Here is a 26,799-nt window from a genome sequence, read left to right as displayed (position 1 = left end):
TTGCCGGGGCTCGTTGAGGTCGGGTCAGAAGTCTCCGCCGAAGTCGCCGCCGCCGAAGTCCCAGCCGCCGGAGTCGCCGCCGCCGAAGTCTCCGCCGAAGTCGCCGCCACCATCTCCGCCGCCGTCGCCGCCGCCGTCACCGCCGCCGCCGTCGCCGCCCTCGGAACCCGCCGCGTAGTCGCCGTACCCGCCGCCGGCGAACATGCCGCCGAGCATGGTGCCGAGGAACATACCGGTCATCACGCCGCCGAGGGCGCCGAACATGCCCTGCGCGTACGGCGAGTAGGCCGGGCCGGCCTCCCAGTACGGCACCCGCTGCGGGCCCACCATGACCTTGCGGACGTCCGGCTCCGCACCGGCCCGGACCCGCTCGGCGTCGGCCGCACAGGCCGGCACCTCACGCGGCGCGCCGCCCGGCGGCGCCCAGGTCACGTCCTCGACGGACGGGCCGTGCTGCGGGTTGAAGAAGCAGGACGGGCGGCGCTGCGGCAGCGGCTCGCCGTTCACCCGGGCCCGCACGCAGGCCGCCGCGTAGCGGCCGTCCTCGAGGATCTCGATGACGTGCTTGATCTCGTCGGCCTGGGTGACCTTGCCGACCGCCTCCTTGGCCGATTCGTACGAGTCCAGGGCGCGCTGGTAGTCCTGCCGCGCCCCGTCGCCGAGGTCCTTGCCGACCATGTCCAGGTCCAGGTCCTGCAGCTCCTCGCCGAACCTGGTGATGTCCTCGTCGGCGGTGCGCTTCACCGACTCGAGCTCAGCGGCGGTGATCTCGTGCTGCTTGCGGTTCTGCAGCTGGGTCCGCCGGTACGACCGGTATGCCAGAACAGCGATCACCACAACCGCGATGATCAGGATGAACTCCATGACGGGCCTCTTCCGCCTCTCAAGGCTGGTCTCGCAGGGGCTTTACGGAGAGCCTATCCAATCGCTCAACCGCATCGCGCCACGAAAAGTGAGCGCCACTACTATTCAACTGGTCACTGAGCGCGCATACTTGACTACTGCCCGGATACCGCTTCCCCCACGCTGGAAGGCTGGCCATGATCAGGACCTCCCGACTTCTGTCCGTCGCAGTAACGGGTCTCGCCCTGACTGTCCCGCACGTGCCGCTTCAAGCCCGACCGGCGGCGCCTGCGCCATCAGCCGCCGAGCAGGCGCCCGTCGACGCGTCGTACCAGGAGATCCCGCTGCGTCAGAGCTCGCGTGCGTTCGCGGCCACGGATGCCACCGGGACCAAGCCCTTCGAGCTGGTCGGCATCACGTGGCCAAAGAGCACGCAGAAGGTGACGGCCCAGGTGCGCGTCCAGCGCGACGGCGCGTGGTCGAAGTGGGAGACGCTGGACGTCGAGGACGAGCACGGACCGGACCCGGGGACGCCTGAGGGCAGAGGCCGTTCTGGCACCGATCCGCTGTGGGTCGGCAAATCTCAGGGTGTGCAGGCCAGCGTCACGAGTTCCGACGGTAGGACGGTCGACGACGCGAAGGTGGTCCTCATCAATCCCGGCGTACTGGCGACCGACGCCGAAGAGCCCGCCGCGGAAACCTTCACGACGATGGCGACCGGCGAGACGCCGTACCCGATGCCGGCCATGGCCAGTCGCAGGGCATGGGGCGCCGACGAGCGGCTGCGCAGCTACAACCCGGGCTGCGTGGTTCCGAAGTACACGAGCACCGTGCAGGCCGCGTTCGTCCACCACACGGCCGATCGCAACACCTACACCCGCGAGCAGGTCCCGGCGATCATGCGCGCGACGTACGCCTACCACGTGAAGAGCCGCGGTTGGTGCGACATCGGCTACAACTTCCTCGTCGACCGCTTCGGCCGGGTCTTCGAAGGCCGGTACGGCGGCGCGCAACTGCCCGTCCTCGGCGCCCACACCGGAGGGTTCAACACGAACTCGTTCGGCGTCGCGCTGATCGGCAATTTCCAAAGCGCCACGCCGACGTCGGCGATGCTCGAGAAGACAGCTCGGGTGATCGCTTGGAAGTTCGACGCCAACTATCGGTCGCCGCTGACTGCGATCGTGATGAACGGCGTACGGCTGCGCACCATCTCCGGACATCGCGACACCAAGGCGACGGAATGCCCGGGCCGGCTGCTCTACAACAAACTTGGTTGGCTGAGGCAACGGGTTGGTGTGCTGATGGGAGGCAGTGTCTCGACGCCGATCTACCGGTTCGCCAGGCAGGTCGGATTCAGCAGCACCGGTGAGCCCTTCTGGGGTGAACACAGGACGAAGACCGGCTGGGGGACCTACTTCGCCAACCGCGACGTCTTCTACTCCCAAGCCACCGGCACCCATTCGACCGTCGGCGTGTTCCGGTCGAAGTATCGGAAACTCGGCCTGGACGCCTCCGCGCTCGGCCTGCCCGTCCGGGAGTACGGCCAAGGTAAGCGCGGCACCTTGATTCAGGCCTTCCGCTACGGCGCGCTCTACTGGTCGAAGCCCTACGGCATTCACCCGGTCGCCGGTCCGATCTTCCGCTCGTACGTCGCTCTCGGCGCGGAGCAGTCGCGGCTCGGGCTGCCGATGACCGACATGTACACGGTGACGAACGGAATCCGGCAGAAGTACGAGCGCGGGTGGCTCACCTACAACGCCCACCAAGGCAAGGTCTACGTCACCTACCTGAACGGCTGATGAGAAGCGCGGGCTCGCCGGTGATCGGTCTGATCCTGCCAGTGGAGTGGTACGGCGCTATCGCGGTGCGCTCCGAGCCATCGACATATCAGGCGCGCATCCGGAGACGGTGAACGTCGTGTCCTTGGAGCGCTACCTCCGTGGCGTCGTACCGCGGGAAGCTTTGTCCACTTGGCTTCGCGCCACACTCCAGGCTCAAGCTGTTGCCGCGCGCACCTATTCCGTCTACCACCGCAATCAGGCCGTGTGGCGAGCGTACGACCTGTGCGACACGACCGCCTGCCAGGTGTGCGGCGGCTACGACTCGGAGCAGGCGTCGACGAACACCGCGATCGCCGCGACGGCAGGACAGATCCGGCTGTACGAAGGCAAGCCGATCATGGCCGAGTTCTCCTCGTCCAACGGCGGTGCGACGGCAGCCGGTCCGGCGCTTCATGCCTGATATACCAACTGATGCCGGCGAAACCGCAGGTCGCCGAGCCATTGACGCGTTCTCCCTGCTCCGGTTAGAACTTGACATCGATGTCAACCGCCACCGCCCAGGAGGAGCAGGTCGATGCGCAGAAAATTTGGTATATCAACCAGGATCGCGGCCGGTGTGCTGGCGGTCGCCGTACTCGGGTCTCTGCACGTGTCCTCGGCTGATGCCGTGACCAGTCCAGCGGCCCGGGCCAATGCGTCGTACGAGGCGCTGAACAAGTACTTCGACGCGGGGAGGGACCTGCTGCTCGAGGAATACCCGAACACGCACCCCAACCCGTACGCCTACGTGTGGCCGTACTCGCAGGCGGCGATCGCGGCCGAGAACCTGGCCGGTATCCCGGGGGCCGGGATCAAGGCGTCGCAGGAGGCCGACCGCCGGATCGCGGCGTACGAGCCGTACTGGAACTCCGAGACGACGCCGAAGGGGTACGACTCGTACGTGCGTCCGCCGCTGGGGCAGGGCGGGGACAAGTTCTACGACGACAACGAGTGGATCGGGCTGCACCTCGTCCAGCACTACAAGCGGACCGGTGACCGTGCGGCGCTGGCCCGGGCCAAGGAGATCTTCGACCTGGTGGTCTTTGGCTGGGACACGGATCCGTCGCACCCGTGCGCCGGTGGCGTCTTCTGGACCCAGGCGCCGTGGAGCCAGGACCGCAACACGGTGTCGAACGGGCCGGGTGCGGAGCTGGGTGCGCATCTCTATCTGCTGACGCGGGACCGGTCGTACCTGACCTGGGCCAAGCGGATGTACGAGTGGACCCAGGACTGCATGCTCGCACCGAACGGGTTGTACTGGGACCACATCGACCTGGCCGGGAACATCGAGAAGACCCAGTGGAGCTACAACCAGGGTGTGATGCTCGGCGCCGGCGTACTGTTGTTCAAGGCAACGGGTGACCGGAAGTACCTCGAGGATGCCAAGTCGGTGGCGAACGCGTCACTCGCCTTCTACGCCGAGGACGACCGCCTCTGGAAGCAGCCGACCCGCTTCAACTCCATCTGGTTCAAGAACCTGCTGATCCTCGACTCGGTCGCGCCCGACCGCCGCTACAAGCAGACCATGCAGGCCTACGCCGACCGGGCCTGGACCGAGGCCCGCAACCCCGCCACCGGGCTCTACCACTTCGTCGACGGTCCCGTGCAACTGCTCGAGCAAGCCGGCATCGCCCAGATCCACGCCCTGCTGGCCTGGCCCCGCTCCAAGTACGGCCTCCTGGCCTGACCCAGCATTTGCCTGGTTGACCAGGGCCATTGGGGGTTTGCCACCCTGATTCAGGGTGGCAAACCCCCCATTTCGTGGGTCAACCAGTCAAATCACGACAGCCCTGCTGCCGGGCGTCAGGCGGCCGCGGTGGCGGTTTCGATCTTGACCGGGGTGACGGGGGTGCCGTCGGTGGGGCCGTTCTGCGGGGTCACGCCGGCTTCGGCGACCTTGTCGATGAGTTTGAGGCTGGGCTCGTCGATGGTGCCGAACGCGGTGTAGTCCGGGCTGAGACCGGACCCGTCGCCGTACACGATGAAGAACTGGCTGCCGTTCGTGTTCGGCCCCGAGTTCGCCATCGCCAGCACACCGCGGCCGTACTTCAGCGTTGGGAACACCTCGTCCGCGAAGCTGTACCCCGGGCCGCCCCCACCAGTCGCGGTCGGGTCACCGCACTGCAGCACCTGCAGGCCCGCGCCGACGGTCAGCCGGTGACACGTGGTGTCGTCGTAGAACTTCTGCCCGACCAGGCTGAGGAAGCTCTTGACCGCGCAGGGTGCGAGTGAGCTGTCCAGGGTGAGCTGCAGGTCACCGATCGACGTGTTCAGGCTGACCTTCGACGTACCGGACGCCTTGGTCTTGCCGTCGGCCGGCGGATTCACCTTCTTGCTCGCCGCCTCGGTGCCCTTCTTGTACGTGCAGGTCACCTCGGCCGGCAAGGCGGTCGCCCGCTTCGGCGCCGCCGCGAGCGCCGTCGGGATGCTCTGCGGCTTGTTGTCCGGACCAGCCGACGCAGCGGGGGAGGCGTCGTCCCCGTTGCCGAGCACGACGAAGACCCCGACCACGACCACGACCACCGTGACGATCGCGGTGATGGTGACCGTCAGATTCCGCCGCTGCCGCCGCTGCTCGGCGACCCGCTCGGCCTGCCGCTTCGCCTTCCGCGCCGCCAGCTGCTGCTGATGGGTCTTCTTGGACATGCAGAACCCTCCTCACCGAGATACCTGCAGGGAACCTACAGCCCCAACCTGAGAACTGTCTGTCAATCCGGGGCGCAAAATCGGCAGTGCAAATAGGACACCGCTACGCGGCGACCGTCCAGCTGCCCGCCTTCGCTCGCTAGTCATCCTCCACCCGCTGATCCTCCAGCTCCACCAGGCGCCAGCGGAGATAGCGGTCGTCGAGGTACGGGTGCCAGGCCCGGGCCGACCAGTACGGGGCTGCCGTGGTGGACTGGGGAGGGTTTTGCCCCGGATCGGGCGCAAAACCCTCCCCGGTCGGCTGGACCGGACCCGCTGGTCGGATCCCGTACCGGTGAACGATCACCCACACCTGGCATGAGAGCCGGAAATAAGCTGTTCAAGCCCCCGCTGGGTGGTTCAGCGCCCGAGGCCCTGGCGGTTTCAGGTTGGGGTGTCCGGTGTCAGTCTTTGATTTCGCAGAGGATGGCGCCGGCGGTGACGGTGGCGCCGACTTCGGCGGTCAGGGCTGTGATGGTGCCGGACTTGTGGGCGTTGAGGGGTTGTTCCATCTTCATGGCTTCGAGGACAACGATGAGGTCGCCTTCGGCGACGGTGGCGCCTTCCTCGACGGCGAGCTTGACGATGGTGCCCTGCATGGGGGAGGTCAGCGAGTCGCCGGAGGCGGCTGAGCTCTTGCCGGAGCCGCCGGCGCGGCGGGTCGGCTTCTTCTTCGTGCCCGCGGCGGTGCCACCACCGGCGGCCGCGGCCGCGCCCAGGCCTGCCGGGAGGACGACCTCGAGCCGCTTGCCGCCGACCTCGACAGTCACCTTCTCGCGCCCGCCGGCTTCAGCGGGCTCGCCCACGGGGCCGTCGTACGGCGGGATCTGGTTGTCGTACTCGGTCTCGATCCAGCGGGTGTGCACCTTGAAGCCGTCACCGCCGATGAAGGCCGGGTCCGACACGACCGACGCATGGAACGGGATCACCGTCGGCATGCCCTCGACCACGAACTCGCGCAGCGCGCGGCGGGACCGCTCCAGCGCCTGCTGACGATCACGACCCGAGACGATCAGCTTCGCCACCAGCGAGTCGAACGCACCCGGCACGGTCTCGCCCTGGTCGTAGCCGCCGTCGAGCCGTACGCCGGGACCGGACGGCGCGTGCCAACGGGTCAACGTGCCCGGCGCCGGCAGGAATCCACGTCCAGCGTCCTCGGCGTTGATCCGGAACTCGATCGAGTGCCCTGACACGACCGGATCGTCGTACCCGAGCTCCTCGCCCTGGGCGATCCGGAACATCTCCCGGACCAGATCCAGACCGGTGACCTCCTCCGAAACCGGGTGCTCGACCTGCAGCCGGGTGTTCACCTCGAGGAAGGAGATCAGCCCGTCCTGCCCGACCAGGAACTCACACGTGCCGGCACCGACGTACCCGGCCTCGCGCAGGATCGCCTTCGAGGCCGAGTACAACGTCTCCAGCTGCTCCTCGGACAGGAACGGAGCGGGCGCCTCCTCGACCAGCTTCTGGTACCGGCGCTGCAGTGAGCAGTCCCGGGTTGAGACGACCACGACGTTGCCGTGGGCATCGGCCAGGCACTGGGTCTCCACGTGCCGCGGCTTGTCCAGGTACCGCTCGACGAAGCACTCGCCGCGGCCGAACGCGCTGACCGCCTCACGGACGGCGGAGTCGTAGAGCTCGGGCACTTCCTCCAGCGTCCGGGCCACCTTCATGCCCCGACCGCCACCGCCGTACGCCGCCTTGATCGCGATCGGCAGGCCGTACTGCTCGGCGAACGCGAGCACCTCGTCGGCGCCGGAGACGGGGTTCGGCGTACCCGGGACCTGCGGGGCGCCGACCTTGTCGGCGATGTGTCGTGCCTTGACCTTGTCGCCGAGGGAGTCGATGGCCGACGGCGGCGGGCCGATCCAGATCAGCCCGGCGTCGATCACCGCCTGGGCGAACTCGGCGTTCTCGGCCAGGAAGCCGTACCCCGGGTGTACGGCGTCCGCGCCGGAGCGGGCCGCGACGTCGAGGAGCTTGGCGATGTTCAGGTAGGAGTCGGCCGGTGTCGCGCCGTCCAGCGAGTATGCCTCGTCGGCGAGCCGGACGAACAGGGCGTCGCGATCCTGCTCGGCGTACACGGCGACGCTGCTCAGCCCTGCGTCGGCGGCGGCGCGGACGACCCGGACGGCGATCTCGCCCCGGTTGGCGACCAGCACCTTCGTGATCTGCTTGCTGTCGGACACAGCTGACTCCCTTCGGCCAGCCCGAGTCTAGGGTCAAGCAGCCCTTCGGGGAGACAGGGCGTTTCTCACATCTTGGCTCTCGTCCGGGCGCACTGGTCGGCCTCGTACGCCTTGGCGGCGGTCCAGGCCTTGGCGAGCAGTTTCTCCAGCGTGTCGCGCTCGGACGGGGTGAGCGCCTGCAGGGGCGGGGAGTCGGTGCCGCGGATGTCGTTCATCCGCTCGAGCATGGCCCGGCCCTCCGTCGTCACCACCAGCGTCTTGACCCGGCGGTCGTGCGGGTCGACCTGCCGCTCGACCAGGCCGGCCTGCTCCAGCCGGTCGACGAACGGCGTCACGTTGGACGGGTCGCAACCGAGCATCGACGCGAGCGCGCGGGTCGGCACCGGATGGTCGGGATCCAGTTGCAGCAGGGACCGGGCCAGCGTGTCGGTCAGGCCGAGGTCGGCGGCGAAGCGCTGGTGGTAGTGCCGCGCCATCCACAGCGAGACGTCCATCACCTGCTGGGCGAGCCCGGCCAGCTGATCCCGTTCCGAAGCCATGGACCCGAGTTTACCCAAGGATCTCAATAGTTGACTTCCTCCAGCATTCCGGCGAATGATGGAGAAGCTCCATTATTGATAATCTCCAGGAATGCGAGGCTCCATCATGTCCGCCACCGCTGTCACCCCGGTCCCTGCCGCGCGCACCCGCCGTACCGCTCGCGCCCTCGCGGCTGTGCTGGCCGCCGCCGGCGCGTTCCTCGTCTGGCTCGTCGCCGACCCGCTGCTGGGCGTCGACTTCACCGTCACCAACTCGGGTACGACGACAGTCGTGGGCCCGGGTCTGGTGATCCCCATGGCACTCGCCGCCGGTCTGGTCGGCTGGGCCTTCCTGGCCCTGCTCGAGCGGCTCGCCGGACGCCGAGCGCGCCGGGCCTGGGTGATGACGGCATCGGTCGTGCTGCTGCTGTCGTTCGTGATGCCGTTCAACTCGGGCGAGATCGCCACCGACGCCAAGGTGGCCCTGCTGCTGATGCACGTGGTCGTCGGCGCAGTCCTGATCCCGCTCTACGCCCGTACGACGAAGTAGGAACGAGGTCCACTCACCGGGCTTTCGGCCGCGCGCCGTACCCGGACGGCATAGGGTTTCCGGTGGATCTGCAGGCGAGTCGTGGAGGAATGACGATGACGGGCATTCTCGAGCCGCTGGCCGGTACCGCGCCGGCTGTCTGGGAGAAGCTGGACGACCGGTTCGCCGGGATCCGCGGCGACCGGCTGCTGGAGCGGTTGTGGACCGGCGGACGGTGGGTCGAGGGACCGGTGTACTCGCCGGCCGGTCGCTACCTGCTCTGGAGCGACATCCCGAACGACCGCATCCTGCGCTGGGACGAGACGTCGTACCAGGTCTCGGTCTTCCGGCACCCGGCCGGGAACACGAACGGGCACACGCTGGACACCGAGGGCCGCCTGGTCAGCTGTGAGCACGGCAACCGCCGGGTCACCCGGACCGAGCACCACGGCGCCGTCACCGTGCTCGCGTCCGAGTACGACGGGAAGCGGCTGAACAGCCCGAACGACGTCGTGGTCAAGCGGGACGGATCGGTCTGGTTCACCGACCCGGCGTACGGCATCGACTCCGACTACGAGGGGTACAAGGGCCTGATCGAGACGGGTGGTTGCCACGTCTACCGCGTCTCGGCGGACGGGGCGCTGACCCGGGTCGCCGACGACTTCAACCGGCCGAACGGGCTCGCCTTCTCGCTGGACGAGTCGTTGCTCTACATCACCGATTCGGCGGAGGCGACGATCCGCGTCTTCACCGTCGACGGCGACAAACTCTCCGGCGGTGAGCTGTTCGCCGAGTGCGGTAACGGGGTCTTCGACGGCATCCGGCTCGACACCGAGGGCCGGATCTGGGCCTCGGCCGCGGACGGCGTCCACGTGTACCACCCGGACGGCAGCCTGCTCGGCAAGCTCCTGGTCCCCGAGACCGTCTCCAACCTCACCTGGGGCGGTGCCAAGCGCAACCGCCTCTTCCTGACCGCGACCACCTCGGTCTACTCCCTGTTCACCACGGTCAACGGCGCCCCAGGCGCGTACGGACCCAGCATCTGACGAACGGGCCTGGGGACGACGATCGTCGTCCCCAGGCCCGTTCTTGCGGTCAGAAGTTCTTCTTGACCTGGTCGATGACGGTGAAGACGGCCAGCGCTCCGAAGGCGAGGAACGCGAACAGCAGAACCGCGGTGCGGAACCGGGTGATCCGGATGGCGTGCGGGAGGGCGTGCGAGTTCATCCACCAGAGCAGGCCCGAGTACACGAACATCATCGTGCCCGCCGTGCAGGCGGAGATGACCAGCAGCACCAGCGGCTGGGTCAGGCCGGCCAGCAGCACGAGGATGCCGAAGGCAACCAGTCCCCAGACCAGCCAGAAGTACAGCTTGGACTCGGAGATCTGTGAGTTGCGCAGGTAGCGGGCCTTGATCATGTCCGAGGTCAGCCGGGAGGTGTAGTCGACGATGCCGGCCGCGGACGCGAACAGCGAGAACGCGCCGATCGCCCAGAACAGGGACCCGAACCAGCCGCCGACCACGTTCTGCAACGTGGTGCCCTCGATCTTCAGGAAGCTGATGTTGTTCTTGACGCTCTCGTCGCCGAACAACGTCGCGTGTGCCAGCATCGAGGTGAACAAGATGGTGAGCACCGTGATCAACACGAACGTCGTGGCCTGCTCGACGTTGGCGAACTTCCACCAGCGCCGCCAGCGGGCCATGTTCGCTTCGTCAGTGGTGAAGATGTACCCGTTGGCGCTCGGGTCCGCCTCCGGCTGACCGGTGATCGGCGAGACCAGGCGCGGCACGTGGGTGCCCATGCCGAACCCCTTGTCCCGGATCCAGTTGCTCTGGACCAGGTTCTGACCGCCGCCGGCACCGGCGTACGCGATCGCGCCCATCATCAGTGCGAAGCCGAGCGTCTCCACCGGGAACTGCGGGTTGGTGACGGCGTCGCCCAGCGCGCTGTAGGTCCGGCCCCGGATGGCGAAGATCAGCGCCAGTACGACGAGCAACGCGACGGCCGCGACCTTGACGAAGATCAGCCGCTCGAGCATCACGTACACCACTGGCGCCAGGGTCAGGATGACGCCGATGAAGAGCAGGATGCCGATCGCGATCCAGCGCGGGTCGCCGGCGCCGAACAGGTAGGTGAGCATCGACGCCGAGCTGGTCGCCCAGCCGGGCCACATGTTCGCGAGGTACGTCATGATCGCGAAGAACAGGCCCCAGTGCTTGCCGTAGCGGTTGAAGCCGGTCAACGCTGTCTCACCAGTGGCCAGCGTGTACCGCTCGATCTCCATGTTCAGGAACCACTGGATGATGACCCCGACGACCATCCCCCAGAGGAACACCAGGCCGACCTGGCTGGAGATGTACGGCCAGAGGATGAACTCACCGGACGCCAGGCCGACGCCGGCGCCGACCATGCCCGGGCCGATGATCCGCCAGGTGTTGCTGGGCGGTTCGGGCAGGTCGCGGACCTGCGGGGCGGGAAGGTTCTTGGTCGGCAGTGCGAATCTGCCATGTTCACTGGATGTGATCTCTGCCATGAGCTCCTCACTTCCTCGGCCCCCGCACGTTGGTCGCGGCTGGACGACCAGACACGACCATCTCCGGACCATAGCGAACACAGTCGACACTGGCGACCCGACACAGGGGAGCTTTCAAGAGGACTTGAGCATCTCGACCGCTTTGGTGATGCGGCGTACGCGGGTTTCCGGCTTCTTGGCGTCGTTGATCGCGTTGACGTGTTCGCGCCGGTGGCTGTAGCTCAGGGCATCGAAAGTGTTTCGGAGCCCGGCCTCCTCGAGTGCCGCGGCGAAATCCGCCGGCACCTCCACCGTCCGCTCGGCCGTGTCGCGCTCGACCGTCACGGTGACCGGATCACCGTCGCCCTTGCCCAACTGACTCCGGATGCCCTTCAGCAGGCCCAGCGCCATGCAGCCACCCATCGACGCGATCGACCCGCGGTACGCGATTCCGTCGAACGAAGCCTGCACCGGTATCCGCCCACCGCCCCCGAGCGCGGCGACCACTTCATCCGGCACCTCCACCCACGCCCCACCCCCGTCGTTCATCACAATCGTCGCTTCGAAGGTCTCCATAGGCCGCACCTCAGGACGCCAGCTTGCTGGGCCACCAGGTCTTCTTGCCGAGGTCGTAGGCGAGGGCGGGGACGAGCAGGGAACGGACGACGGTCGTGTCGAGGAGGACGCCGAAGGCGACCATGAAGGCGATCTGGACCAGGAACAGGATCGGCAGTACGGCGAGGGCCGAGAAGGTGGCCGCGAGCACCACGCCGGCCGAGGTGATCACCCCACCGGTCACCGCCAGGCCGACCAGGATGCCCGGTCTGGTGCCTTGTTCCCGGGACTCCTCCCGGACCCGGGTCATCAGGAAGATCGAGTAGTCGATGCCCAGGGCAACAAGGAAGACGAACGCGTACAGCGGGATGCTCGGGTCCGCGCCGGGGAAGCCGAACACGTGGTTGAACATCAGCGCGCTCACCCCGACGGTGGCGCCGAACGAGATCACGTTCGCGACCACCAGCAGGACCGCCGCCACGACCGAGCGCAGCAACAGCATGAGTACGACGAAGATCACCGCCAGGATGGCCGGGATGATCACCCGCAGGTCGCGCTCACTCGCCTCGAGCACGTCCAGGTTGATCGCGGTGTTGCCGCCGACCAGGATCTCCGGCGAGACCTTGTCCAGGTCGGTGCGCAGGTGCTCGACCACCTTGGTGGCCGCCGGTGAGTCGGCCGCCACCTCGAGCGTGGCCTGGACCAGAACCTTGCCGTCGACAACCTTCGGCGGTACGCCGGGTGCCGCCGAGGCGGACGCCGTACCGACGCCGTCGACCTGGGACGCGACCTGGACCACCTGGTCGGCCTGGGCGACCGGGGTGAGGATCTGGACCGGCGTACCGGCGCCGGCGTCGAAGTGCTCGGCCAACTCCTCCTGCCCGGTGACGGACTCGACCTTGTCGAGGAACAGGTCCTCCTGCGAGATGCCGCTCGCCTTGAACGTCGGCAGGAACGCCGCACAGCCGAGCAGCGCCAGCGCGGTGATCGCCCAGACCTTGCGCGGACTCCGCCCGACCAGACCGGACACCCGGCCCCACAGACGACGGCCGCCGACCTGGTCGCGGGCGTGCACGTGGTCCACCCGCGGGATCGACGGCCAGAAGATCCGCCGGCCGAAGGCGAGCAGGATCGCCGGCAGGAAGCTCATCGAGGCGACCAGCGCCCCGGCGATACCGATCGCGCCGACCGGGCCGAGGCCCTTGGTGCTGCCGAGCTGGGACAGCAGCAGGCAGAGCAGCCCGAGGATGACGGTCGCCGCACTGGCCGCGATCGGCTCGATCGACGCCCGCCACGCGATCCGCATCGCGTCGTACTTGCTGGTGTAGTCGTGCAACTCCTCTTTGTAACGAGAGACCAGTAGCAGCGAGTAGTCGGTCGCGGCCCCGACGACCAGGATGAACAGGATGCCCTGACTCTGTCCGTTCAGTTCCAGTACGCCGCTCTTCGCCAGCGGATACACCACCAGCGCGGCCAGGGCGAGGCCGAAGACAGCGGTCAGCAGTACGGCGATGGGCAGGATCGGGCTGCGGTAGACGATCAGCAGGATGACGAACACCACCGCGAGCGCGACGCCGAGCAGGATTCCGTCGATCCCGCTGAAGGCGACGACGAAGTCCGCGAACACGCCGCCCGGGCCGGTCACGTAGACCGTCAGACCAGTGGGTGTGAGGTCTTGTCCTATCTCCGTCCGCATGGCGTGGGCGGCGGCGTACAGGACGGTTTCGCCCTCCTTCACCACGTCGTCGGCGCGGTCGCCGTCCAGTTCGACGGTGAGCAGCAGGGCCTTCCTGTCCTCCGACGGGATCACCGTCTTCGCCGGTGACGCGAGGTAGTCACCGATCGTCCTGCCGTTGCCGAGGTCCAGGGTGGGCACCTTGGCAAGGAAGGAGTTGGCTGCGGCCAGATCGGCCGGAGTGATGCCGGCGTCGCGGGTGATCAGGACGAAGTACGGCAACGCCTTGGAGTCGACGAACTTCGCGGACTCGTTACTGACCAGCGTGGACTCGGCTTGTTTCGGTAGGAAATTGGCGTTGTCGTTCTCCTGGACCTCACTCAACTTCCCTACCGTCGGGCCGCCCAGCGAGGCCAGCACCAGCCAGCCGATCAGGACGGCGGCGATAGCCGCCCGCCAGGCCCAGCGCGCACCGGACGGTCCACCCCGGCCGCCGTCGGCAGTCTCCAGACCTGGTTGCTCGGTGGTCCGCTCAGTCTGTTTCAACGTTGTCCCCTCGCCCTCGGTAGGGGCACAGTACCCAGCCGCATCGCCTCTTCTCTCACTGCCCGGCCACGGGTGTGCGGGAGCCGTTTCGGCGGCGTAACAACAAGATGACTACGCGGAAACACCCCGGTCATAGCGTCCTGGCCTAATCAGTGAGGTCGGATGATCGGAGACAAACGATGACGCTCGAGGCACGACCAGACGTCACTACCCGCGACGGAAGTGGCGCGGTGGGGACCGTCGAGGCGCCGCGGCGCGGCCGCTGGATCGACGTCTGGGACCCTGAGGACGCCACCTTCTGGGCCGAGAAGGGCCGTGCGGTCGCGCGGCGTAACCTCTGGCCGTCCATCTTCGCCGAGTTCCTCGGCTTCTCCGTCTGGCAGCTGTGGAGCATCGTGGTCGTCTCGATGCCGCGGGCCGGCTTCGGCTACAGCACCGACCAGTTGTTCTGGCTGGTCGCGCTGCCGAGCCTGGTCGGCGCGACGCTGCGGCTGCCCTACACGTTCGCGGTACCGCGGTTCGGCGGCCGGAACTGGACCATCGTGTCCGCGCTGCTGCTGCTGATCCCGACCATCGGGCTGTCCTACTTCATGACCCAGCCGGACACGCCGTTCTGGCTGATGGCGCTGGTCGCGGCCACCGCGGGTGTCGGCGGCGGCAACTTCGCCAGCAGCATGACGAACATCTCCTTCTTCTACCCGGAGAAGGAGAAGGGCTTCGCGCTCGGCATCAACGCGGCCGGCGGCAACCTGGGCGTCGCGGTGGTCCAGCTGGTGGTGCCGGTGGTGATCGTGCTCGGCGCCGGGCTGTCGCTGAACCGGGCCGGCCTGCTGTGGATCCCGCTGGTCCTGCTGGCCGCCTTCCTGGCCTGGAAGGTGATGGCCAACCTGTCCGTCGCGAGCTCGTCGTTCTTCACCTCGATCGCGGCGGCGAAGCGGCCGCACACCTGGATCATCTCGTTCCTCTACATCGGCACCTTCGGCTCGTTCATCGGCTTCGGGGCGGCGTTCCCGCTGCTGATCAAGACCAGCTTCCCCGACATCACGGTGTCCCACGTCGCCTTCCTCGGTGCCCTGGTCGGCTCGGTCGCCCGCCCGTTCGGCGGCAAGCTGGCCGACAAGCTCGGCGGTGCCCGGGTCACGGTCTGCGCCTTCGTGGTGATGGGCGTGGGCATCCTGGCCGCGATCGCGTCGCTGAACGCGGGCAGCTTCACCGCGTTCCTGCTCAGCTTCCTGGTCCTGTTCGTCGCCAGCGGCGCCGGCAACGGGTCGACGTACCGGATGATCCCCGCGGTGTTCCGGCTGACCACGCCGGATGACCCGGGCCGGGCCAAGCGCGAGGCGGCGGCCTGTATCGGGATCGCCTCGGCGGTCGGCGCGTACGGCGGCTTCCTGGTCCCGCGCGGGTTCGCGATGTCGACAGGCAACTTCGGTTCGCTGATCCCCGCGCTGTACGTCTTCTGCGGCTTCTACGTGGTCTGCCTGGCCGTGACGTACTTCTGCTACCTCCGCAAGAGCGGCCCGCTCAGCCAGGAGCGCGTGTGACGGTGTTGAATGCCGCGCTGCCGCGCGGCGGGTCTTGGGGCTTTGACTCCCGCCCTTCCCTCGTCGCTCCAGTCGCTGCGCTCCCTCCGCTCCTCAGTCCAGGTCGGGAGGCCCCATGACGGCAACCCCCACCCACTGTCCGTACTGCGCCCTGCAGTGCGCCACCTCCCTGCACCCGGTCGACCGGCCGGGTGCGGTGGAGGTGCGGCCCCGTGACTTCCCGACGAACAAGGGCGGGCTGTGCCGGAAGGGCTGGACTGCTCCCGAGGTGCTGACCGTGCCGGACCGGCTCACCACGCCGCTGGTCCGGGACGCGGCCGGCAACCTGGTGCCCGCGACCTGGGACGAGGCGCTCGACTTCGTCGCCGGCCGGATCCGGGGGCTGCAGGCCGAGCACGGCAACGACGCGGTCGCGGTGTTCGGTGGCGGTGGGCTGACCAACGAGAAGGCGTACGCGCTGGGCAAGTTCGCCCGGGTGGCGCTGAAGACCGCGAACGTGGACTACAACGGCCGGTTCTGCATGTCGTCCGCGGCGGCCGCGACGAACCGCGCCTTCGGGATCGACCGGGGGCTGCCGTTCCCGCTGGCCGATGTCGCCGGAGCCGGGGCCGTCCTGCTGGTCGGCAGCAACCTCGCCGAGACGATGCCGCCGGCGGTCGCACACCTCGACGGCGTCCGTGACTCGGGTGGGCTTCTGGTCGTCGACCCGCGCCGTACGGCGACCGCCACGCTGACCGAGGACGGCTCCGGTATCCACCTCCAGGCGACACCCGGGACCGACCTGGCTCTCGTGCTCGCGCTGACCCACGTCGTACTGCAGGAAGGTCTTGCGGATACGGCGTACCTGACCGAGCGCACTGACGATCCGGACGCGCTGTTCCGCTCGACCGCCGCCTGGTGGCCCGAGCGGGCGGAACGCGTGACCGGCGTACCGGCCACGACGATCCGGCGGGCGGCGCGAGTCCTTGCGGCCGCGGCACCCGTGCACGGGGGCGCCGGAGCGTTCATCCTGACCGGTCGCGGTGCCGAGCAGCACAGCAAGGGCACCGACACGGTGACGGCATGTATCAACCTTGCACTCGCCTTGGGCCTGCCCGGTCGCCTTGGCAGCGGGTACGGCTGCATCACTGGTCAGGGCAACGGTCAGGGCGGTCGGGAGCACGGTCAGAAGGCCGACCAGCTTCCTGGCTACCGCAGCATCGCCGACCCGGCCGCAAGGGCTTACGTGGCTTCGGTTTGGGGTGTCGATGCCGAGGAACTGCCGGGCCCGGGGAAGAGCGCGGTTGAACTGATCAACTCGCTGGGGACGCCTGGCGGCCCCAAGGCCCTGCTCGTTCACGGCAGCAACTTGCTGGTGTCGGCGCCGCGGCTGGCGTCCGTGCGGGAGCGGCTCTCGGCTCTGGACCTGCTCGTGGTGGCGGACGTCGTACCGTCCGAGACCGCTCTGCTGGCCGACGTCGTCTTCCCGGTCACCCAGTGGGCCGAGGAGGAGGGCACGATGACCTCGCTCGAGGGCCGGGTGATCCGTCGCCGGGCCGCCATCTCTCCACCCGGTGACGTTCGCAGCGACCTGGCAGTCTTCGCCGGTTTGGCCTCGAGGCTCGAATGCCCGGTGCCGTTCTCCACCGACCCGGCCGAGATCTTCGAGGAGCTGCGGCTCGCCAGCAAGGGCGGCAAGGCCGACTACTCGGGTATCACCTGGGACCGCATCGACGCCGGTGAGGCGCTGTTCTGGCCGGTGCCGACCGAAGGTCACCCGGGTACGCCGCGGCTGTTCGCGGACTCCTTCAGTACGCCGGACGGCCGCGCGCACGTGGTCGCGGTCGACCACCGCCCGGTCGCGGACGACCTGAACGCGGCGGCGCCGGTCTACCTGATCACGGGCCGGCTGCTGCAGCACTACCAGAGTGGTGCCCAGACCCGCCGGGTGGCGGAGCTGGACGAGGCCGAGCCCGAGGTGTTCGCCGAGATCCACCCGCGGGTGGCAGCCCAGCTGGGGATCTCCGACGGGCGTCCGCTTCAGCTGCGCACCGCGCGCGGTTCGATGATCCTCCCGGCCCGGGTGACGGCCGACGTACGACCGGACACGGTCTTCGTACCGTTCCACTACGGCGGCGCCGGCGCGGTCAACGAGCTCACCAACGACGCTCTCGACCCGGTGTCCCGGATGCCCGAGTTCAAGGCCTGTGCCGTCGAAGTCACAGCCGCCAGCCTTCCGGCGACTGGAGTTCCGGCATGAACGAACGAGTCGTGATCATCGGAGGGGGCATGGCCGGCCGGCGGCTGGCCGGGCTGCTTCCGTCGTACGACGTGACCGTCCTCGGCGACGAGGGGTCGTACAACCGCGGCCGCCTGACCGAGTACGTCGCCGGCCGCGCGGCCGAACCGGTCATCGGAGCCGAACCCGTCGCGACCGCGGCCCGGGTGGATCGGAACCGGCGCGTGGTCACCGATGTCGAGGGTCGCGAGTGGGCCTACGACCAGCTGGTGTTCGCGACGGGTGCGACGCCGATGGTGCCGAAGGGTGTTCCCGACGCGCCGGGGATCCTCACCCTGCGGTCCGCTGCCGACGCCGCGGCGGTCGTCGACCGGGCGAACCGCGTACGGCGTGCCGTGGTCCTCGGTGGCGGTGTGCTCGGCGTCGAGACGGCGTGCGCACTGCGCGAGCGGGGCGTCGCGGTGACGCTGGTGCACGACGGCGAAACCCTGCTGGACAAGATGATCCGGCTCTCCGCCGGTCGCCGGATCACCCGCGCGGTGCGCGAGCTCGGCGTCGAGGTGCTGCTCAACACGACCCTCGAGGGCACCGATCTGCGAGACGAGCGCTTCCGGGCGCTGCGGTTGCGTGGCGGCCGGCAGGTCTTCGGCGAGCTCCTGGTTGTGGCGTGCGGAGTGAAGCCGCGCACCAACCTCGCCTCCGGCCTGACGGTCCGGACCGGCATCGTCGTCGATCAGACGCTGACCAGCCCGGACGACCCGCGCGTGCATGCGATCGGCGACTGCGCCGAGATCGACGGTCGCGTCACCGGCACGGTCGCGTCGGCGTGGGCTCAGGCCGAGGCGCTGGCACAGCACTTGCTCGGCACGCCGGCCGACGTACCGGACTACGAGGTCGTGCGCGTGACGGCGGGCGGCCTGGATCTGCTTGTCCTCGGTGGCAAAGAGGACGAGGGCGAGGTCGTGCGGCTCGAGGACGGTGAGCGATACGTCCGCGCCGTCCTGCGGGACGGCATCGTCCGCTCCGCCGTCGCGGTCGGGGCTCCCGACGTGGCCGCGGAGCTCGTGCTGCTGGCGGACCGGGGTACGCCGGTCACCGCCGACGGGTTGCTGGCGGCGCCCGACGTACCGACGAAGAAGGTGGCCACCGTCTGCCGGTGCAACGGGGTCACCAGGGCCGCGATCGAGGCGGCCTGGCGTGGAGGTGCCGACAGTGTCGCCGGCATCGCCGCGAAGACGCGGGCGACGACCGGGTGCGGCAGTTGCACCGGCGCCGTCGGCGATCTGCTCGACCGCTTCCGCCGCGGCGAGACCGAACCAGTTCCAGCCAGGAGGGCGACGATGACAGAGCTGAACAAGGCCCGGCACGTAGTGGTGGTGGGCGGAGGAATGGTCGCTCACCGGTTGGTCGAGGCGCTGCGTTCCCGGGACACCGAGATCCAGTGGCGGATCACCGTGCTGGCCGAGGAACCGCGGCTGCCGTACGACCGGGTGGCGCTGACCAGCTACTTCTCCGGCCGCGACCCGCACGACCTGTCGCTGGGCGACCCGGAACTGTGGGACGACCCCGCGGTCACGCTGCGCAAGGGCGTGCAGGTCACGTCGTTCGACAGCGCGGCCAAGGTCGTGACCACCGCTCGTGGCGAGAAGATCGAGTACGACGAACTGGTCCTGGCGACGGGTTCGTCGGCGTTCGTGCCGCCGGTCAAGAACAACGACGCCCAGGGCTGTTTCGTCTACCGCACGATCGACGACGTGGCCGCGCTGCGGGTGTACGTCGAGCGGCTGCGGAGCGAGGGCAAGGACGTCCACGGCGTCGTGGTCGGCGGTGGCCTGCTCGGGCTCGAGGCGGCTGGTGCGCTCCGGGCCCTCGGCGCGGCGACCAAGGTGGTCGAGTTCGCGCCGCGGCTGATGCCGCTGCAGGTGGACGAGGGCGGCGGCGCCGCGCTGGCCCGGCTGATCGAGGGACTCGATGTCGACGTGCTGGTGTCGACGCAGTGCACCCGGGTCAAGCTCACCTCCCAGGGTGCCGCGCGGGCGATGGCCGTTGCCGACGGCCCCGATCTGCCGGCCGACGTGGTGGTCTTCGCGACCGGTGTCCGGCCGCGCGACGAGCTGGCCCGGGAGGCCGGCCTGACCGTCGGCGAGCGCGGCGGTGTCGTGGTCGACGAGGCCTGCCGGACGTCGGTGCCTGGTGTCTGGGCGATCGGTGAGGTCGCCTGTATCGAAGGCCGCGTCTGGGGTCTGGTCGCACCCGGCTACACGATGGCCGAGATCGTGGCCGACCGGCTGCTCGGCGGCGAGGCGACCTTCCCGGGTGCGGACACGTCGACGAAGCTGAAACTGCTCGGTGTCGACGTGGCCAGCTTCGGCGACGCCTTCGGTACGTCGGACGGCGCGCTCGACATCGTGTACGCGGACCCGATCGCGGGTGTCTACAAGAAGCTGGTGCTGTCCGACGACGCGCGGACGTTGCTCGGCGGCATCCTTGTCGGCGACGCGTCGGCGTACTCCGGGCTGCGGCCGATGGTCGGCCGGGAGCTCGGCGCGGACCCGGCGGCGTTCCTGCTGCCCGAGGGCGCCGGGCCGGTCAAGCTCGAGCTCCCCGACGACGCGGCGGTCTGCTCCTGCAACAACGTGTCGGCCGGGACCATCCGGTGCGCGGTCCGGGACGAGGGCTGCACCGACATCAAGTCGGTGTGCGGCAAGACCAAGGCCGGCACCAGCTGCGGCTCGTGCCTGCCGATCGTGAAGAACCTGCTGAACACCGAGCTGACCAAGGCCGGTGTCGAGGTCAGCAAGGCGCTGTGCGAGCACTTCGCGCTGTCGCGGGCTGAGCTGTTCGACGTGGTCCGGGTGACCGAGCTGCGGACGTTCAGCGAGATCGTCGAGCGGCACGGCACCGGTCGCGGCTGCGACATCTGCAAGCCGGTGGTCGCGTCGATCCTGGCCAGCCTGGACCCGGCGGGGCACGTCCTCGAAGGCGAACGGGCAACGCTGCAGGACACCAACGACCACGTGATGGCCAACATGCAGAAGGACGGCACCTACTCGGTCGTCCCGCGTATCCCGGGTGGCGAGATCACCCCGGAGGGCCTGATCACGATCGGCGAGGTGGCCCGCGACTTCGGCCTCTACACCAAGATCACCGGCGGCCAGCGGGTCGACCTGTTCGGCGCCCGGATCGAGCAGCTGCCCGCGATCTGGAAGCGGCTGGTCGACGCGGGCTTCGAGTCCGGTCACGCGTACGGCAAGGCGCTGCGGACGGTGAAGTCGTGTGTCGGCTCCACCTGGTGCCGGTACGGCGTCCAGGACTCGGTCGGGATGGCGGTCGCGCTGGAGCTGCGGTACCGCGGGCTGCGGTCGCCGCACAAGCTCAAGCTCGGTGTCTCCGGCTGCGCGCGGGAATGCGCCGAGGCGCGCGGCAAGGACGTCGGCGTGATCGCGACCGAGAAGGGCTGGAACCTGTACGTCGGCGGCAACGGCGGCATGACCCCGCGGCACGCCGAGCTGCTCGCCTCGGACCTCAGCGACGACGAGCTGTTCCAGGCGATCGACCGGTTCCTGATGTACTACATCCGCACCGGCGACCGGCTGCAGCGGACCTCGGTCTGGATCAACGAGATCGAGGGCGGCCTGGACCACGTCCGCGACGTCGTCCTGAACGACTGCCTCGGCATCGCCGCCGACCTGGACGCCGCGATGGCCAAGCACGTCGACGCCTACGTCGACGAGTGGCGGGCGACCCTGAACGACCCCGACAAGCTGGCCCGGTTCGTGTCCTTCGTGAACGCGCCGGACCAGCCCGACGCCGACCTGCGGTACGTGGTCGAGCGCAACCAGCCGCGGCCGGCCACCCCGGCGGAGCGCGGACAGCTGGAGCCGGTGCTGCTGGCCGGCCCTCGATTGGAGGTACGCCGGTGAAGGAGCGAAGCGAGTTCACAATCAAACACAGCGTGCTTGGTGCCTCATCCGCGCCCGGAGCGAAGCGAGGACGTGGATGAGTATCACTGCGATGAGTCAGACCGTTGTCTGCCAGTACGACGTACTGCTGCCGGAGCGCGGGGTCGCCGCCTTGATCGGAGACGTGCAGATCGCGTTGTTCCGCACCCACGACGGCTCGGTGTACGCCATCGGCAACCAGGATCCGTTCAGCGGCGCGAATGTGATGTCGCGCGGCATCGTCGGCAGCCGGGGCGACGTACAGACGGTGGCGTCGCCGATGTTCAAGCAGGTCTTCGATCTGCGCTCCGGAGTGTGCCTGGACGATCCGTCGGTGTCGCTCCCGGTGTACCCGGTGGAGGTTGTCGACGGACAGGTGCTGGTGACGTTCGGTGAACAGTAAGCCGGGGCCCTTGAGCGGCTGCACGATCGCGATCACCGCGCACCGTCGCGCGGAGGATCTGATCGCCTCGTTCGAGCGCCGCGGCGCGAAAGTGCTGCACGCGCCGACGCTGCAGATCGTGCCGGTCGCCGACGACCATGCGCTGATCGAGGCGACCCGGCGGGTGATCGCGAACCCGCCGGACGACGTCGTCGTGACCACGGCGGTCGGCTTCCGCGGCTGGATCGAGGCGGCCGACACGGCCGGGCTGGCCGCCGACCTGCTCGGCACCCTGGAACAGTCGCGCATCCTGGCCCGCGGCCCCAAGGCCAGAGGCGCGATCCGGGCTGCCGGACTGGTCGAGCACTGGTCCGCCCGGTCGGAGACGACCGCCGAGGTGGTGGAGTGGCTCCGCGACCAAGGCGTCGACGGGCGGAAGATCGTCGTACAACTGCATGGTCTGTCCGACCCGGGTCTGCAGGACTCGCTGCGGTCCGTTGGGGCGTCCGTGCGCGGGCTGGAGGTGTACCGCTGGGGTCCGGCGCCGGACCCTGCGCTGGTCGAGCGGATGATCGGTCAGCTCTGCTCCGGTGCGGTCGACGCGGTGGTGCACACGTCTGCTCCGGGCGCGCAGGCGATGCTCGACGCCGCGGCGCTGTCCGGGCAGTACGACGCTCTGCTCACGTCGTTGCGGACGGGTCGGGTGCTGAACGCCTGCGTGGGTCCGGTGACGGCCGGCCCCTTCGTGGCGTTGGGACTGGAACCGCTGGTCCCGGACCGGTTCCGGTTGGGTGCGTTGATCCGGATCGTGACCGATCGGCTGACCGACGACAACGCGCGGTCGATCGAGACGGAGTTCGGGCAACTGGTGATTCGTGGTGGTGCGGCGGTCCTGGACGGTGTGGTGTTGCCACTCGGTCCAGGGCCGCGCGCCGTACTGGCCGCCCTGGTGGCGGCCGGTGGTGATGTGGTGTCGCGACCGGAGCTGCTCGCGGTGCTTCCTGGTGCTGAGGACGTGCATGCGGTGGAGGTCACGGTGAACAGACTGCGTACGGCGGTGGGTCGCCCGGAGCTGGTGCGGACAGTGGTACGACGCGGCTACCGCCTCGCGGTCGAGTCGTCCGGAGTGGCGTCATGACGACCGACCTGATCGCGGCGGCCCACGGTACGGCGGATCCGCGAGGCATCCGCGAGGTGCACGCGCTGGTCCGCCTGATGGCCCAGCGGCGGCCCGACGTCCCGGTCTCGCTGGGTTTCGTCGACGTCGACGTACCGGCGCTGCCGGGTCTGGTCAGCCGTGTAGTTGCCGACAGCAACCAAGCGATCGTGGTGCCGCTGTTGCTGTCGAGCGGCTACCACGTGTACGTCGACATCGCCGCCGAGGTCCGCCGCTGGCCCGGCCGGGTCGAGGCCGCGCCGGCGCTGGGGCCTGACCCGGTCTTGGCCGACATCATGGCCGACCACCTGGGGGACCTCAGCCAGGTGGACCGCGTCGTCATGGCCGCCGCGGGCTCCTCCGATCCCCGAGCGCTCAAGGACTGCACCGAAACAGCCGGATTGTTGTCGGCCCGCGTCAACCGCCCAGTCGAAGTCGGCTACGTCTCCGGCGCCGGCGAACACCTCACCTCGGTCCTGGCCCGCACACCGGGGCGGGTAGCCGTAGCTACCTACCTGCTGGCCCCTGGCTACTTCGCCGACAAGGTCCGCCGCCTCGCCGCACACCGCCCCGTAAGCCCACCCCTCGGCGCCGACCCGCGCCTGGCCGAGCTCGCACTACGCCGCTACGAGTCCGCGTTCCGGGAAGCCGCCATCGCAGTCTGAGCCGGCCTGTAGGTACCGATCACGACACCAGTTGTCGTGGTGATGCTGTCGGTGAGTTCCAGCGCTTGGTAGTGCTCGAAGAGGCGCTGGCCCGTGCCGAGAGTCAGCGGGTTGTCCGGCTGCTTGGGCCAGAAGGCGGCGAACTGTTCATAGGTACGGCGGCCGAGCAACATGCCGCCGGAACGGCCGGCGCGTTGGCCGAGCACACGGCCCATCGCGTCCTGGCTGTACGGTGCGGCCCAGCCGCCGTACGGGAAATCGCCGCGCAGGTCCTCGTCCGGTAGTCCCGGCGCCTGCATGACGCCGTCGAGCGTCAGGTTGCACACAACGCTGATCTCACCCATCACTGCCTCCTCGAGTAGTTGTCGTCTCACCCCCTACACGAACGGGTGTCCATCGGATCGACGAGGGCCTTGCTACGAGTCCGTCCACCGCCGGGGAACCACGGCCTAGTCTTCGGGGGTGGGGATTTTCGAGGAACTGACGCGCGACACCGATGACCCGGACGCGATCGAGGGGCTCCGGGGCAAGATCGAGGCCTGGATCCGGCCCGGCTTCTACGAGCGGGCCGAGGTCGTCGACTACGCGACCGACTACCGCGACGACGACGAACTGCCGGTCACCGACGAGCAGCTCGAGCAACTGGTCGGGGAATTGTGGCAGGCTCGCTTGGCCGAGCAGGAGTCCTGGCCGGAGCGCACCGATGCGGACAGGCTGGCGGCCGCGTTCGACGAGCTGGATACAGCCGGGGTGATTGCCCGGATGAACTTCACCTGCTGCCAGACGTGCGGTACGGCGGAGATCGCCGACGAACGGCCGGCCGACCGGCTGTCGTCGGGATACGTGTTCTTTCACCAGCAGGATGCCGAGACCCTGGTTGACGACCCGGCTCACCTCTTCCTCGCCTACGGGCCATTCGAGCCGGAGCGCGACAGGTTCGCCGACCAGGTCGTCGAGGTCGGCCGGCAGGTGGTCGCAGTACTGGAGTCCCACTCCCTCCCAGTCACCTGGAACGGCACCGCGGGCGCCCGAATCCAGATCGGCCCGATCACCTGGCTCCGCCGACTACCAGCCTGAGCCCGCCGCCGGCACTAAGCGGTCCCCGGATGGAGTTGGCGCGGTTTCCGGAGGATCACTGCCACCAGGTGCAAATCTGTTTCCGATGATCGACGACTCGGTGAGGCTCAGCGGGAGCGCAGGGCCTTGAGGTCGGCTTGGCAGCGGGCTTCGACCTCGGCTAGTTCGTGGAGGGTTTCTTCGATGTCTTGGCGGCGTTGTTCGAGGTCGGCCCGGCGGGTGGTGATCTGGTCGAGGAGGTAGACGAGCTGGCCTTCCTCGCCGGGTTCGGCGTCGTACATGTCGACGATGGTGGCGATCTCGTCGAGGGAGAAGCCGAGGCGCTTGCCGCGCAGTATCAGGCCGAGGCGGACCCGGTCGCGGGGGTGGTAGACGCGCACGGTGCCGCGGCGCTCAGGCGTGAGCAGACCGCGGTCCTCGTAGAACCGGATGGTCCGCAGAGTGACGTCGTACTCGGCGGCCAGTTCGGCGATCGACCAGGTCTGAGCGGGCACCCGGATATTGTGCACATACCCCAGCGTGCTTTACGTTTACGTAAGCGTCAAGCACGAGGAGTGCGTCATGTTCGAACTGTCCGAGGAGCACCGCGAGTTCCGCGCCAGCGTCCGCGACTTCGCCGAGGCTGAGATCGCCCCGCACGCGGCGGAGTGGGACCGCAAGCACTACTTCCCGGTGGAGGTCGTGCACAAGATGGGCAGGCTGGGCCTGTTCGGGCTGACCGCCCCGGAGGAGTACGGCGGCTCCGGCGGGGACTTCACCAGTTTGTGCGTGGCAATCGAGGAGATCTCCCGGGTCGACCAGTCGATGGGGATCACCCTGGAGGCGGCGGTCGGGCTCGGTATCAACCCGATCCTCACCTTCGGCACCGACGAGCAGAAGCAGCAGTGGCTGCCGGATCTGGTGGCCGGCCGGACGCTGGCCGGGTTCGGGCTGACCGAGCCGGAGTCGGGCTCGGACGCGGGCGCGACGAAGACCCGGGCCGTGCTCGACGGCGACGAGTGGGTGATCGACGGCGCCAAGCAGTTCATCACCAACTCCGGCTCCAGCATCACCTCCTGCGTGACGGTGACCGCCCGGACCGGTGAGAAGCCGGACGGGCAGCCGGAGATCTCCACGATCATCGTCCCGAGTGGTACGCCGGGTTTCGCGGCAGAAGCGGCGTACGACAAACTCGGCTGGCACGCCTCCGACACGCATCCGCTGTCGTTCGTGAACTGCCGGGTGCCGGCGGGCAATCTGCTCGGTGAGCGCGGCAAGGGCTTCGGGCAGTTCCTCGCCACGCTCGACGACGGGCGGGTCGCGATCGCGGCGGTAGCGCTCGGCTGCATCCGGGCCTGCCTGGAGATGTCGGTCCAGTACGCCGGTGAGCGCAAGACCTTCGGGGTGCCAATCGGGCGTAAACAGGGTGTCGCGTTCCAGATCGCCGACCTCAAGGTGATGGCGGACGCGGCCGAGTTGCTCGTGTACCGCGCCGCCGCGTTGAAGGATGCCAACGCGTCGAGGCAGGAGTTCAAGCAGGCGGCGTCGGTGGCGAAGCTGTACGCGACCGAGTCGGCGGTGACCGCGACCCGGATCGCGACCCAGGTGTTCGGCGGCTACGGCTTCATGGAGGAGTACCCGGTGACCCGGTTCTACCGCGACGCCAAGATCCTCGAGATCGGCGAGGGGACGTCGGAGGTCCAGCGGATGCTGATCGCCCGGAGCCTCGGGCTCCCGGTGGAATGACGGCCTTGCGATCGCCGAATGTCAGGATGACTGTATGACCGTATTGATGCCCCGCCTCCGGCGCGGCGGGTCATGGGGCTCTGGCTCCCGGCCTTCCCTCGTCGCTGTGTCTTTGGCCGGGCCTTCGGCGCCGGCGGGTCATGGGGCCCTCGGCTCCCGCCCTTCCCTCGTCACTCCGGTCGCTGCGCTCCCTCCGCTCCTCAGTCCAGGGCGGGAG

At 68.8% G+C, this 26,799-nt stretch carries 22 protein-coding genes; 13 read left to right on the top strand and 9 right to left on the bottom strand.

Annotation, left to right across the window (positions count from 1 at the left end; genetic code table 11):
- Positions 1 to 24: 24 nt before the first annotated feature.
- Complete coding sequence (locus AB0F43_RS36105) at positions 25 to 864, bottom strand: hypothetical protein (protein WP_360487685.1); 840 nt, start codon at positions 862 to 864, stop codon at positions 25 to 27.
- Between the two features lie 239 nt (positions 865 to 1,103).
- On the opposite strand from AB0F43_RS36105, the gene AB0F43_RS36100 reads away from it, so the two are divergent.
- From AB0F43_RS36100 to AB0F43_RS36090, 3 genes are all read left to right on the top strand, one after another.
- The gene (locus AB0F43_RS36100; protein WP_360487683.1) at positions 1,104 to 2,642 is read left to right on the top strand and encodes an N-acetylmuramoyl-L-alanine amidase; all 1,539 of its coding nucleotides are present in this window, start codon (positions 1,104 to 1,106) and stop codon (positions 2,640 to 2,642) included.
- A gap of 118 nt (positions 2,643 to 2,760) precedes the next feature.
- Positions 2,761 to 3,084 (top strand): SpoIID/LytB domain-containing protein, encoded by a 324-nt coding sequence (locus AB0F43_RS36095; RefSeq protein WP_360487680.1) that lies wholly within the window; start codon positions 2,761 to 2,763, stop codon positions 3,082 to 3,084.
- Positions 3,085 to 3,198: 114 nt separating this feature from the next.
- Positions 3,199 to 4,350, top strand: a complete 1,152-nt coding sequence (locus AB0F43_RS36090; protein ID WP_360487677.1) for a glycoside hydrolase family 76 protein — start codon at positions 3,199 to 3,201, stop codon at positions 4,348 to 4,350.
- A 116-nt stretch (positions 4,351 to 4,466) separates the two neighbouring features.
- Here AB0F43_RS36090 and AB0F43_RS36085 read toward each other — a convergent pair whose 3' ends face one another.
- The 3 genes from AB0F43_RS36085 to AB0F43_RS36075 form a co-directional block, all read right to left on the bottom strand.
- Positions 4,467 to 5,309, bottom strand: a complete 843-nt coding sequence (locus AB0F43_RS36085; protein WP_360487674.1) for a peptidylprolyl isomerase — start codon at positions 5,307 to 5,309, stop codon at positions 4,467 to 4,469.
- 443 nt (positions 5,310 to 5,752) lie between these two features.
- A complete protein-coding gene (locus tag AB0F43_RS36080) occupies positions 5,753 to 7,537 on the bottom strand; it encodes a biotin carboxylase N-terminal domain-containing protein (RefSeq protein WP_360487671.1) in 1,785 nt (594 codons plus the stop codon).
- Between the two features lie 65 nt (positions 7,538 to 7,602).
- Positions 7,603 to 8,076 carry a MarR family winged helix-turn-helix transcriptional regulator gene (locus AB0F43_RS36075; RefSeq protein ID WP_360487668.1) on the bottom strand — a complete coding sequence of 158 codons (474 nt, stop codon included), beginning with the start codon at positions 8,074 to 8,076 and terminating at the stop codon, positions 7,603 to 7,605.
- Positions 8,077 to 8,167: 91 nt separating this feature from the next.
- On the opposite strand from AB0F43_RS36075, the gene AB0F43_RS36070 reads away from it, so the two are divergent.
- Positions 8,168 to 8,605: a DUF6069 family protein gene (locus tag AB0F43_RS36070; RefSeq protein ID WP_360487666.1), complete on the top strand. Its 438-nt coding sequence runs from the start codon at positions 8,168 to 8,170 to the stop codon at positions 8,603 to 8,605.
- A 95-nt stretch (positions 8,606 to 8,700) separates the two neighbouring features.
- Positions 8,701 to 9,630, top strand: a complete 930-nt coding sequence (locus tag AB0F43_RS36065) for an SMP-30/gluconolactonase/LRE family protein (protein WP_360487663.1) — start codon at positions 8,701 to 8,703, stop codon at positions 9,628 to 9,630.
- A gap of 49 nt (positions 9,631 to 9,679) precedes the next feature.
- Here AB0F43_RS36065 and AB0F43_RS36060 read toward each other — a convergent pair whose 3' ends face one another.
- From AB0F43_RS36060 to AB0F43_RS36050, 3 genes are all read right to left on the bottom strand, one after another.
- A complete protein-coding gene (locus AB0F43_RS36060; RefSeq protein ID WP_360487660.1) occupies positions 9,680 to 11,119 on the bottom strand; it encodes an Nramp family divalent metal transporter in 1,440 nt (479 codons plus the stop codon).
- A 114-nt stretch (positions 11,120 to 11,233) separates the two neighbouring features.
- Positions 11,234 to 11,674, bottom strand: a complete 441-nt coding sequence (locus tag AB0F43_RS36055; protein ID WP_360487657.1) for a YdeI/OmpD-associated family protein — start codon at positions 11,672 to 11,674, stop codon at positions 11,234 to 11,236.
- Positions 11,675 to 11,684: 10 nt separating this feature from the next.
- Entirely contained in the window at positions 11,685 to 13,874 is a 2,190-nt protein-coding gene (locus AB0F43_RS36050) for an MMPL family transporter (protein ID WP_360487654.1), read from the bottom strand.
- Positions 13,875 to 14,053: 179 nt separating this feature from the next.
- Between AB0F43_RS36050 and AB0F43_RS36045 the strand changes: the two genes are divergently transcribed.
- The 6 genes from AB0F43_RS36045 (at position 14,054) to AB0F43_RS36020 (ending at position 23,780) form a co-directional block, all read left to right on the top strand.
- Entirely contained in the window at positions 14,054 to 15,418 is a 1,365-nt protein-coding gene (locus tag AB0F43_RS36045) for an MFS transporter (RefSeq protein WP_360487651.1), read from the top strand.
- 115 nt (positions 15,419 to 15,533) lie between these two features.
- Positions 15,534 to 17,657, top strand: coding sequence for a molybdopterin oxidoreductase family protein (locus AB0F43_RS36040; protein WP_360487648.1), 2,124 nt, complete (start codon positions 15,534 to 15,536; stop codon positions 17,655 to 17,657).
- Positions 17,654 to 21,559, top strand: coding sequence for a nitrite reductase large subunit NirB (gene nirB / locus AB0F43_RS36035; protein WP_360487645.1), 3,906 nt, complete (start codon positions 17,654 to 17,656; stop codon positions 21,557 to 21,559). Before AB0F43_RS36040 ends, nirB begins: the two co-directional genes overlap by 4 nt.
- A gap of 91 nt (positions 21,560 to 21,650) precedes the next feature.
- Positions 21,651 to 21,980, top strand: coding sequence for a nitrite reductase small subunit NirD (gene nirD / locus AB0F43_RS36030; RefSeq protein ID WP_360487642.1), 330 nt, complete (start codon positions 21,651 to 21,653; stop codon positions 21,978 to 21,980).
- Positions 21,970 to 23,097 carry a uroporphyrinogen-III synthase gene (locus AB0F43_RS36025; protein WP_360487639.1) on the top strand — a complete coding sequence of 376 codons (1,128 nt, stop codon included), beginning with the start codon at positions 21,970 to 21,972 and terminating at the stop codon, positions 23,095 to 23,097. The genes nirD and AB0F43_RS36025 overlap by 11 nt, the downstream gene beginning before the upstream one ends.
- Positions 23,094 to 23,780 carry a sirohydrochlorin chelatase gene (locus AB0F43_RS36020; protein WP_360487636.1) on the top strand — a complete coding sequence of 229 codons (687 nt, stop codon included), beginning with the start codon at positions 23,094 to 23,096 and terminating at the stop codon, positions 23,778 to 23,780. Before AB0F43_RS36025 ends, AB0F43_RS36020 begins: the two co-directional genes overlap by 4 nt.
- On the opposite strand, the gene AB0F43_RS36015 is transcribed toward AB0F43_RS36020, so the two are convergent.
- Positions 23,741 to 24,124 (bottom strand): hypothetical protein, encoded by a 384-nt coding sequence (locus AB0F43_RS36015; protein ID WP_360487633.1) that lies wholly within the window; start codon positions 24,122 to 24,124, stop codon positions 23,741 to 23,743. The two genes, AB0F43_RS36020 and AB0F43_RS36015, sit on opposite strands and share 40 nt — an antisense overlap.
- 118 nt (positions 24,125 to 24,242) lie before the next feature.
- Between AB0F43_RS36015 and AB0F43_RS36010 the strand changes: the two genes are divergently transcribed.
- Positions 24,243 to 24,857 carry a hypothetical protein gene (locus AB0F43_RS36010; RefSeq protein WP_360487631.1) on the top strand — a complete coding sequence of 205 codons (615 nt, stop codon included), beginning with the start codon at positions 24,243 to 24,245 and terminating at the stop codon, positions 24,855 to 24,857.
- Between the two features lie 107 nt (positions 24,858 to 24,964).
- Here the strand turns inward: AB0F43_RS36010 and AB0F43_RS36005 are convergent, their stop codons facing one another.
- Positions 24,965 to 25,351 (bottom strand): MerR family DNA-binding transcriptional regulator, encoded by a 387-nt coding sequence (locus AB0F43_RS36005; RefSeq protein WP_360487629.1) that lies wholly within the window; start codon positions 25,349 to 25,351, stop codon positions 24,965 to 24,967.
- Positions 25,352 to 25,418: 67 nt separating this feature from the next.
- On the opposite strand from AB0F43_RS36005, the gene AB0F43_RS36000 reads away from it, so the two are divergent.
- Entirely contained in the window at positions 25,419 to 26,582 is a 1,164-nt protein-coding gene (locus AB0F43_RS36000) for an acyl-CoA dehydrogenase family protein (RefSeq protein WP_360487626.1), read from the top strand.
- Positions 26,583 to 26,799 lie beyond the last annotated feature (217 nt).

It is taken from the genome of Kribbella sp. NPDC023972 (genome assembly GCF_040639075.1).
In the GTDB taxonomy this organism is placed as follows: Bacteria; Actinomycetota; Actinomycetes; order Propionibacteriales; family Kribbellaceae; genus Kribbella.
The sequence above is the reverse complement of the archived record's forward strand: the minus strand, read 5'-3'. Positions and strand labels throughout refer to the sequence as shown.

What these genes read in the sequence shown, in the direction of transcription:
- AB0F43_RS36105 (WP_360487685.1), bottom strand. Translation starts at nt 864, where the DNA reads ATGGAGTTCATCCTGATCATCGCGGTTGTGGTGATCGCTGTTCTGGCA.
- AB0F43_RS36090 (WP_360487677.1), top strand. Translation starts at nt 3,199, where the DNA reads ATGCGCAGAAAATTTGGTATATCAACCAGGATCGCGGCCGGTGTGCTG.
- AB0F43_RS36085 (WP_360487674.1), bottom strand. Translation starts at nt 5,309, where the DNA reads ATGTCCAAGAAGACCCATCAGCAGCAGCTGGCGGCGCGGAAGGCGAAG.
- AB0F43_RS36075 (WP_360487668.1), bottom strand. Translation starts at nt 8,076, where the DNA reads ATGGCTTCGGAACGGGATCAGCTGGCCGGGCTCGCCCAGCAGGTGATG.
- AB0F43_RS36070 (WP_360487666.1), top strand. Translation starts at nt 8,168, where the DNA reads ATGCGAGGCTCCATCATGTCCGCCACCGCTGTCACCCCGGTCCCTGCC.
- AB0F43_RS36065 (WP_360487663.1), top strand. Translation starts at nt 8,701, where the DNA reads ATGACGGGCATTCTCGAGCCGCTGGCCGGTACCGCGCCGGCTGTCTGG.
- AB0F43_RS36060 (WP_360487660.1), bottom strand. Translation starts at nt 11,119, where the DNA reads ATGGCAGAGATCACATCCAGTGAACATGGCAGATTCGCACTGCCGACC.
- AB0F43_RS36055 (WP_360487657.1), bottom strand. Translation starts at nt 11,674, where the DNA reads ATGGAGACCTTCGAAGCGACGATTGTGATGAACGACGGGGGTGGGGCG.
- AB0F43_RS36045 (WP_360487651.1), top strand. Translation starts at nt 14,054, where the DNA reads ATGACGCTCGAGGCACGACCAGACGTCACTACCCGCGACGGAAGTGGC.
- AB0F43_RS36040 (WP_360487648.1), top strand. Translation starts at nt 15,534, where the DNA reads ATGACGGCAACCCCCACCCACTGTCCGTACTGCGCCCTGCAGTGCGCC.
- nirB (WP_360487645.1), top strand. Translation starts at nt 17,654, where the DNA reads ATGAACGAACGAGTCGTGATCATCGGAGGGGGCATGGCCGGCCGGCGG.
- nirD (WP_360487642.1), top strand. Translation starts at nt 21,651, where the DNA reads ATGAGTCAGACCGTTGTCTGCCAGTACGACGTACTGCTGCCGGAGCGC.
- AB0F43_RS36020 (WP_360487636.1), top strand. Translation starts at nt 23,094, where the DNA reads ATGACGACCGACCTGATCGCGGCGGCCCACGGTACGGCGGATCCGCGA.
- AB0F43_RS36015 (WP_360487633.1), bottom strand. Translation starts at nt 24,124, where the DNA reads ATGGGTGAGATCAGCGTTGTGTGCAACCTGACGCTCGACGGCGTCATG.
- AB0F43_RS36000 (WP_360487626.1), top strand. Translation starts at nt 25,419, where the DNA reads ATGTTCGAACTGTCCGAGGAGCACCGCGAGTTCCGCGCCAGCGTCCGC.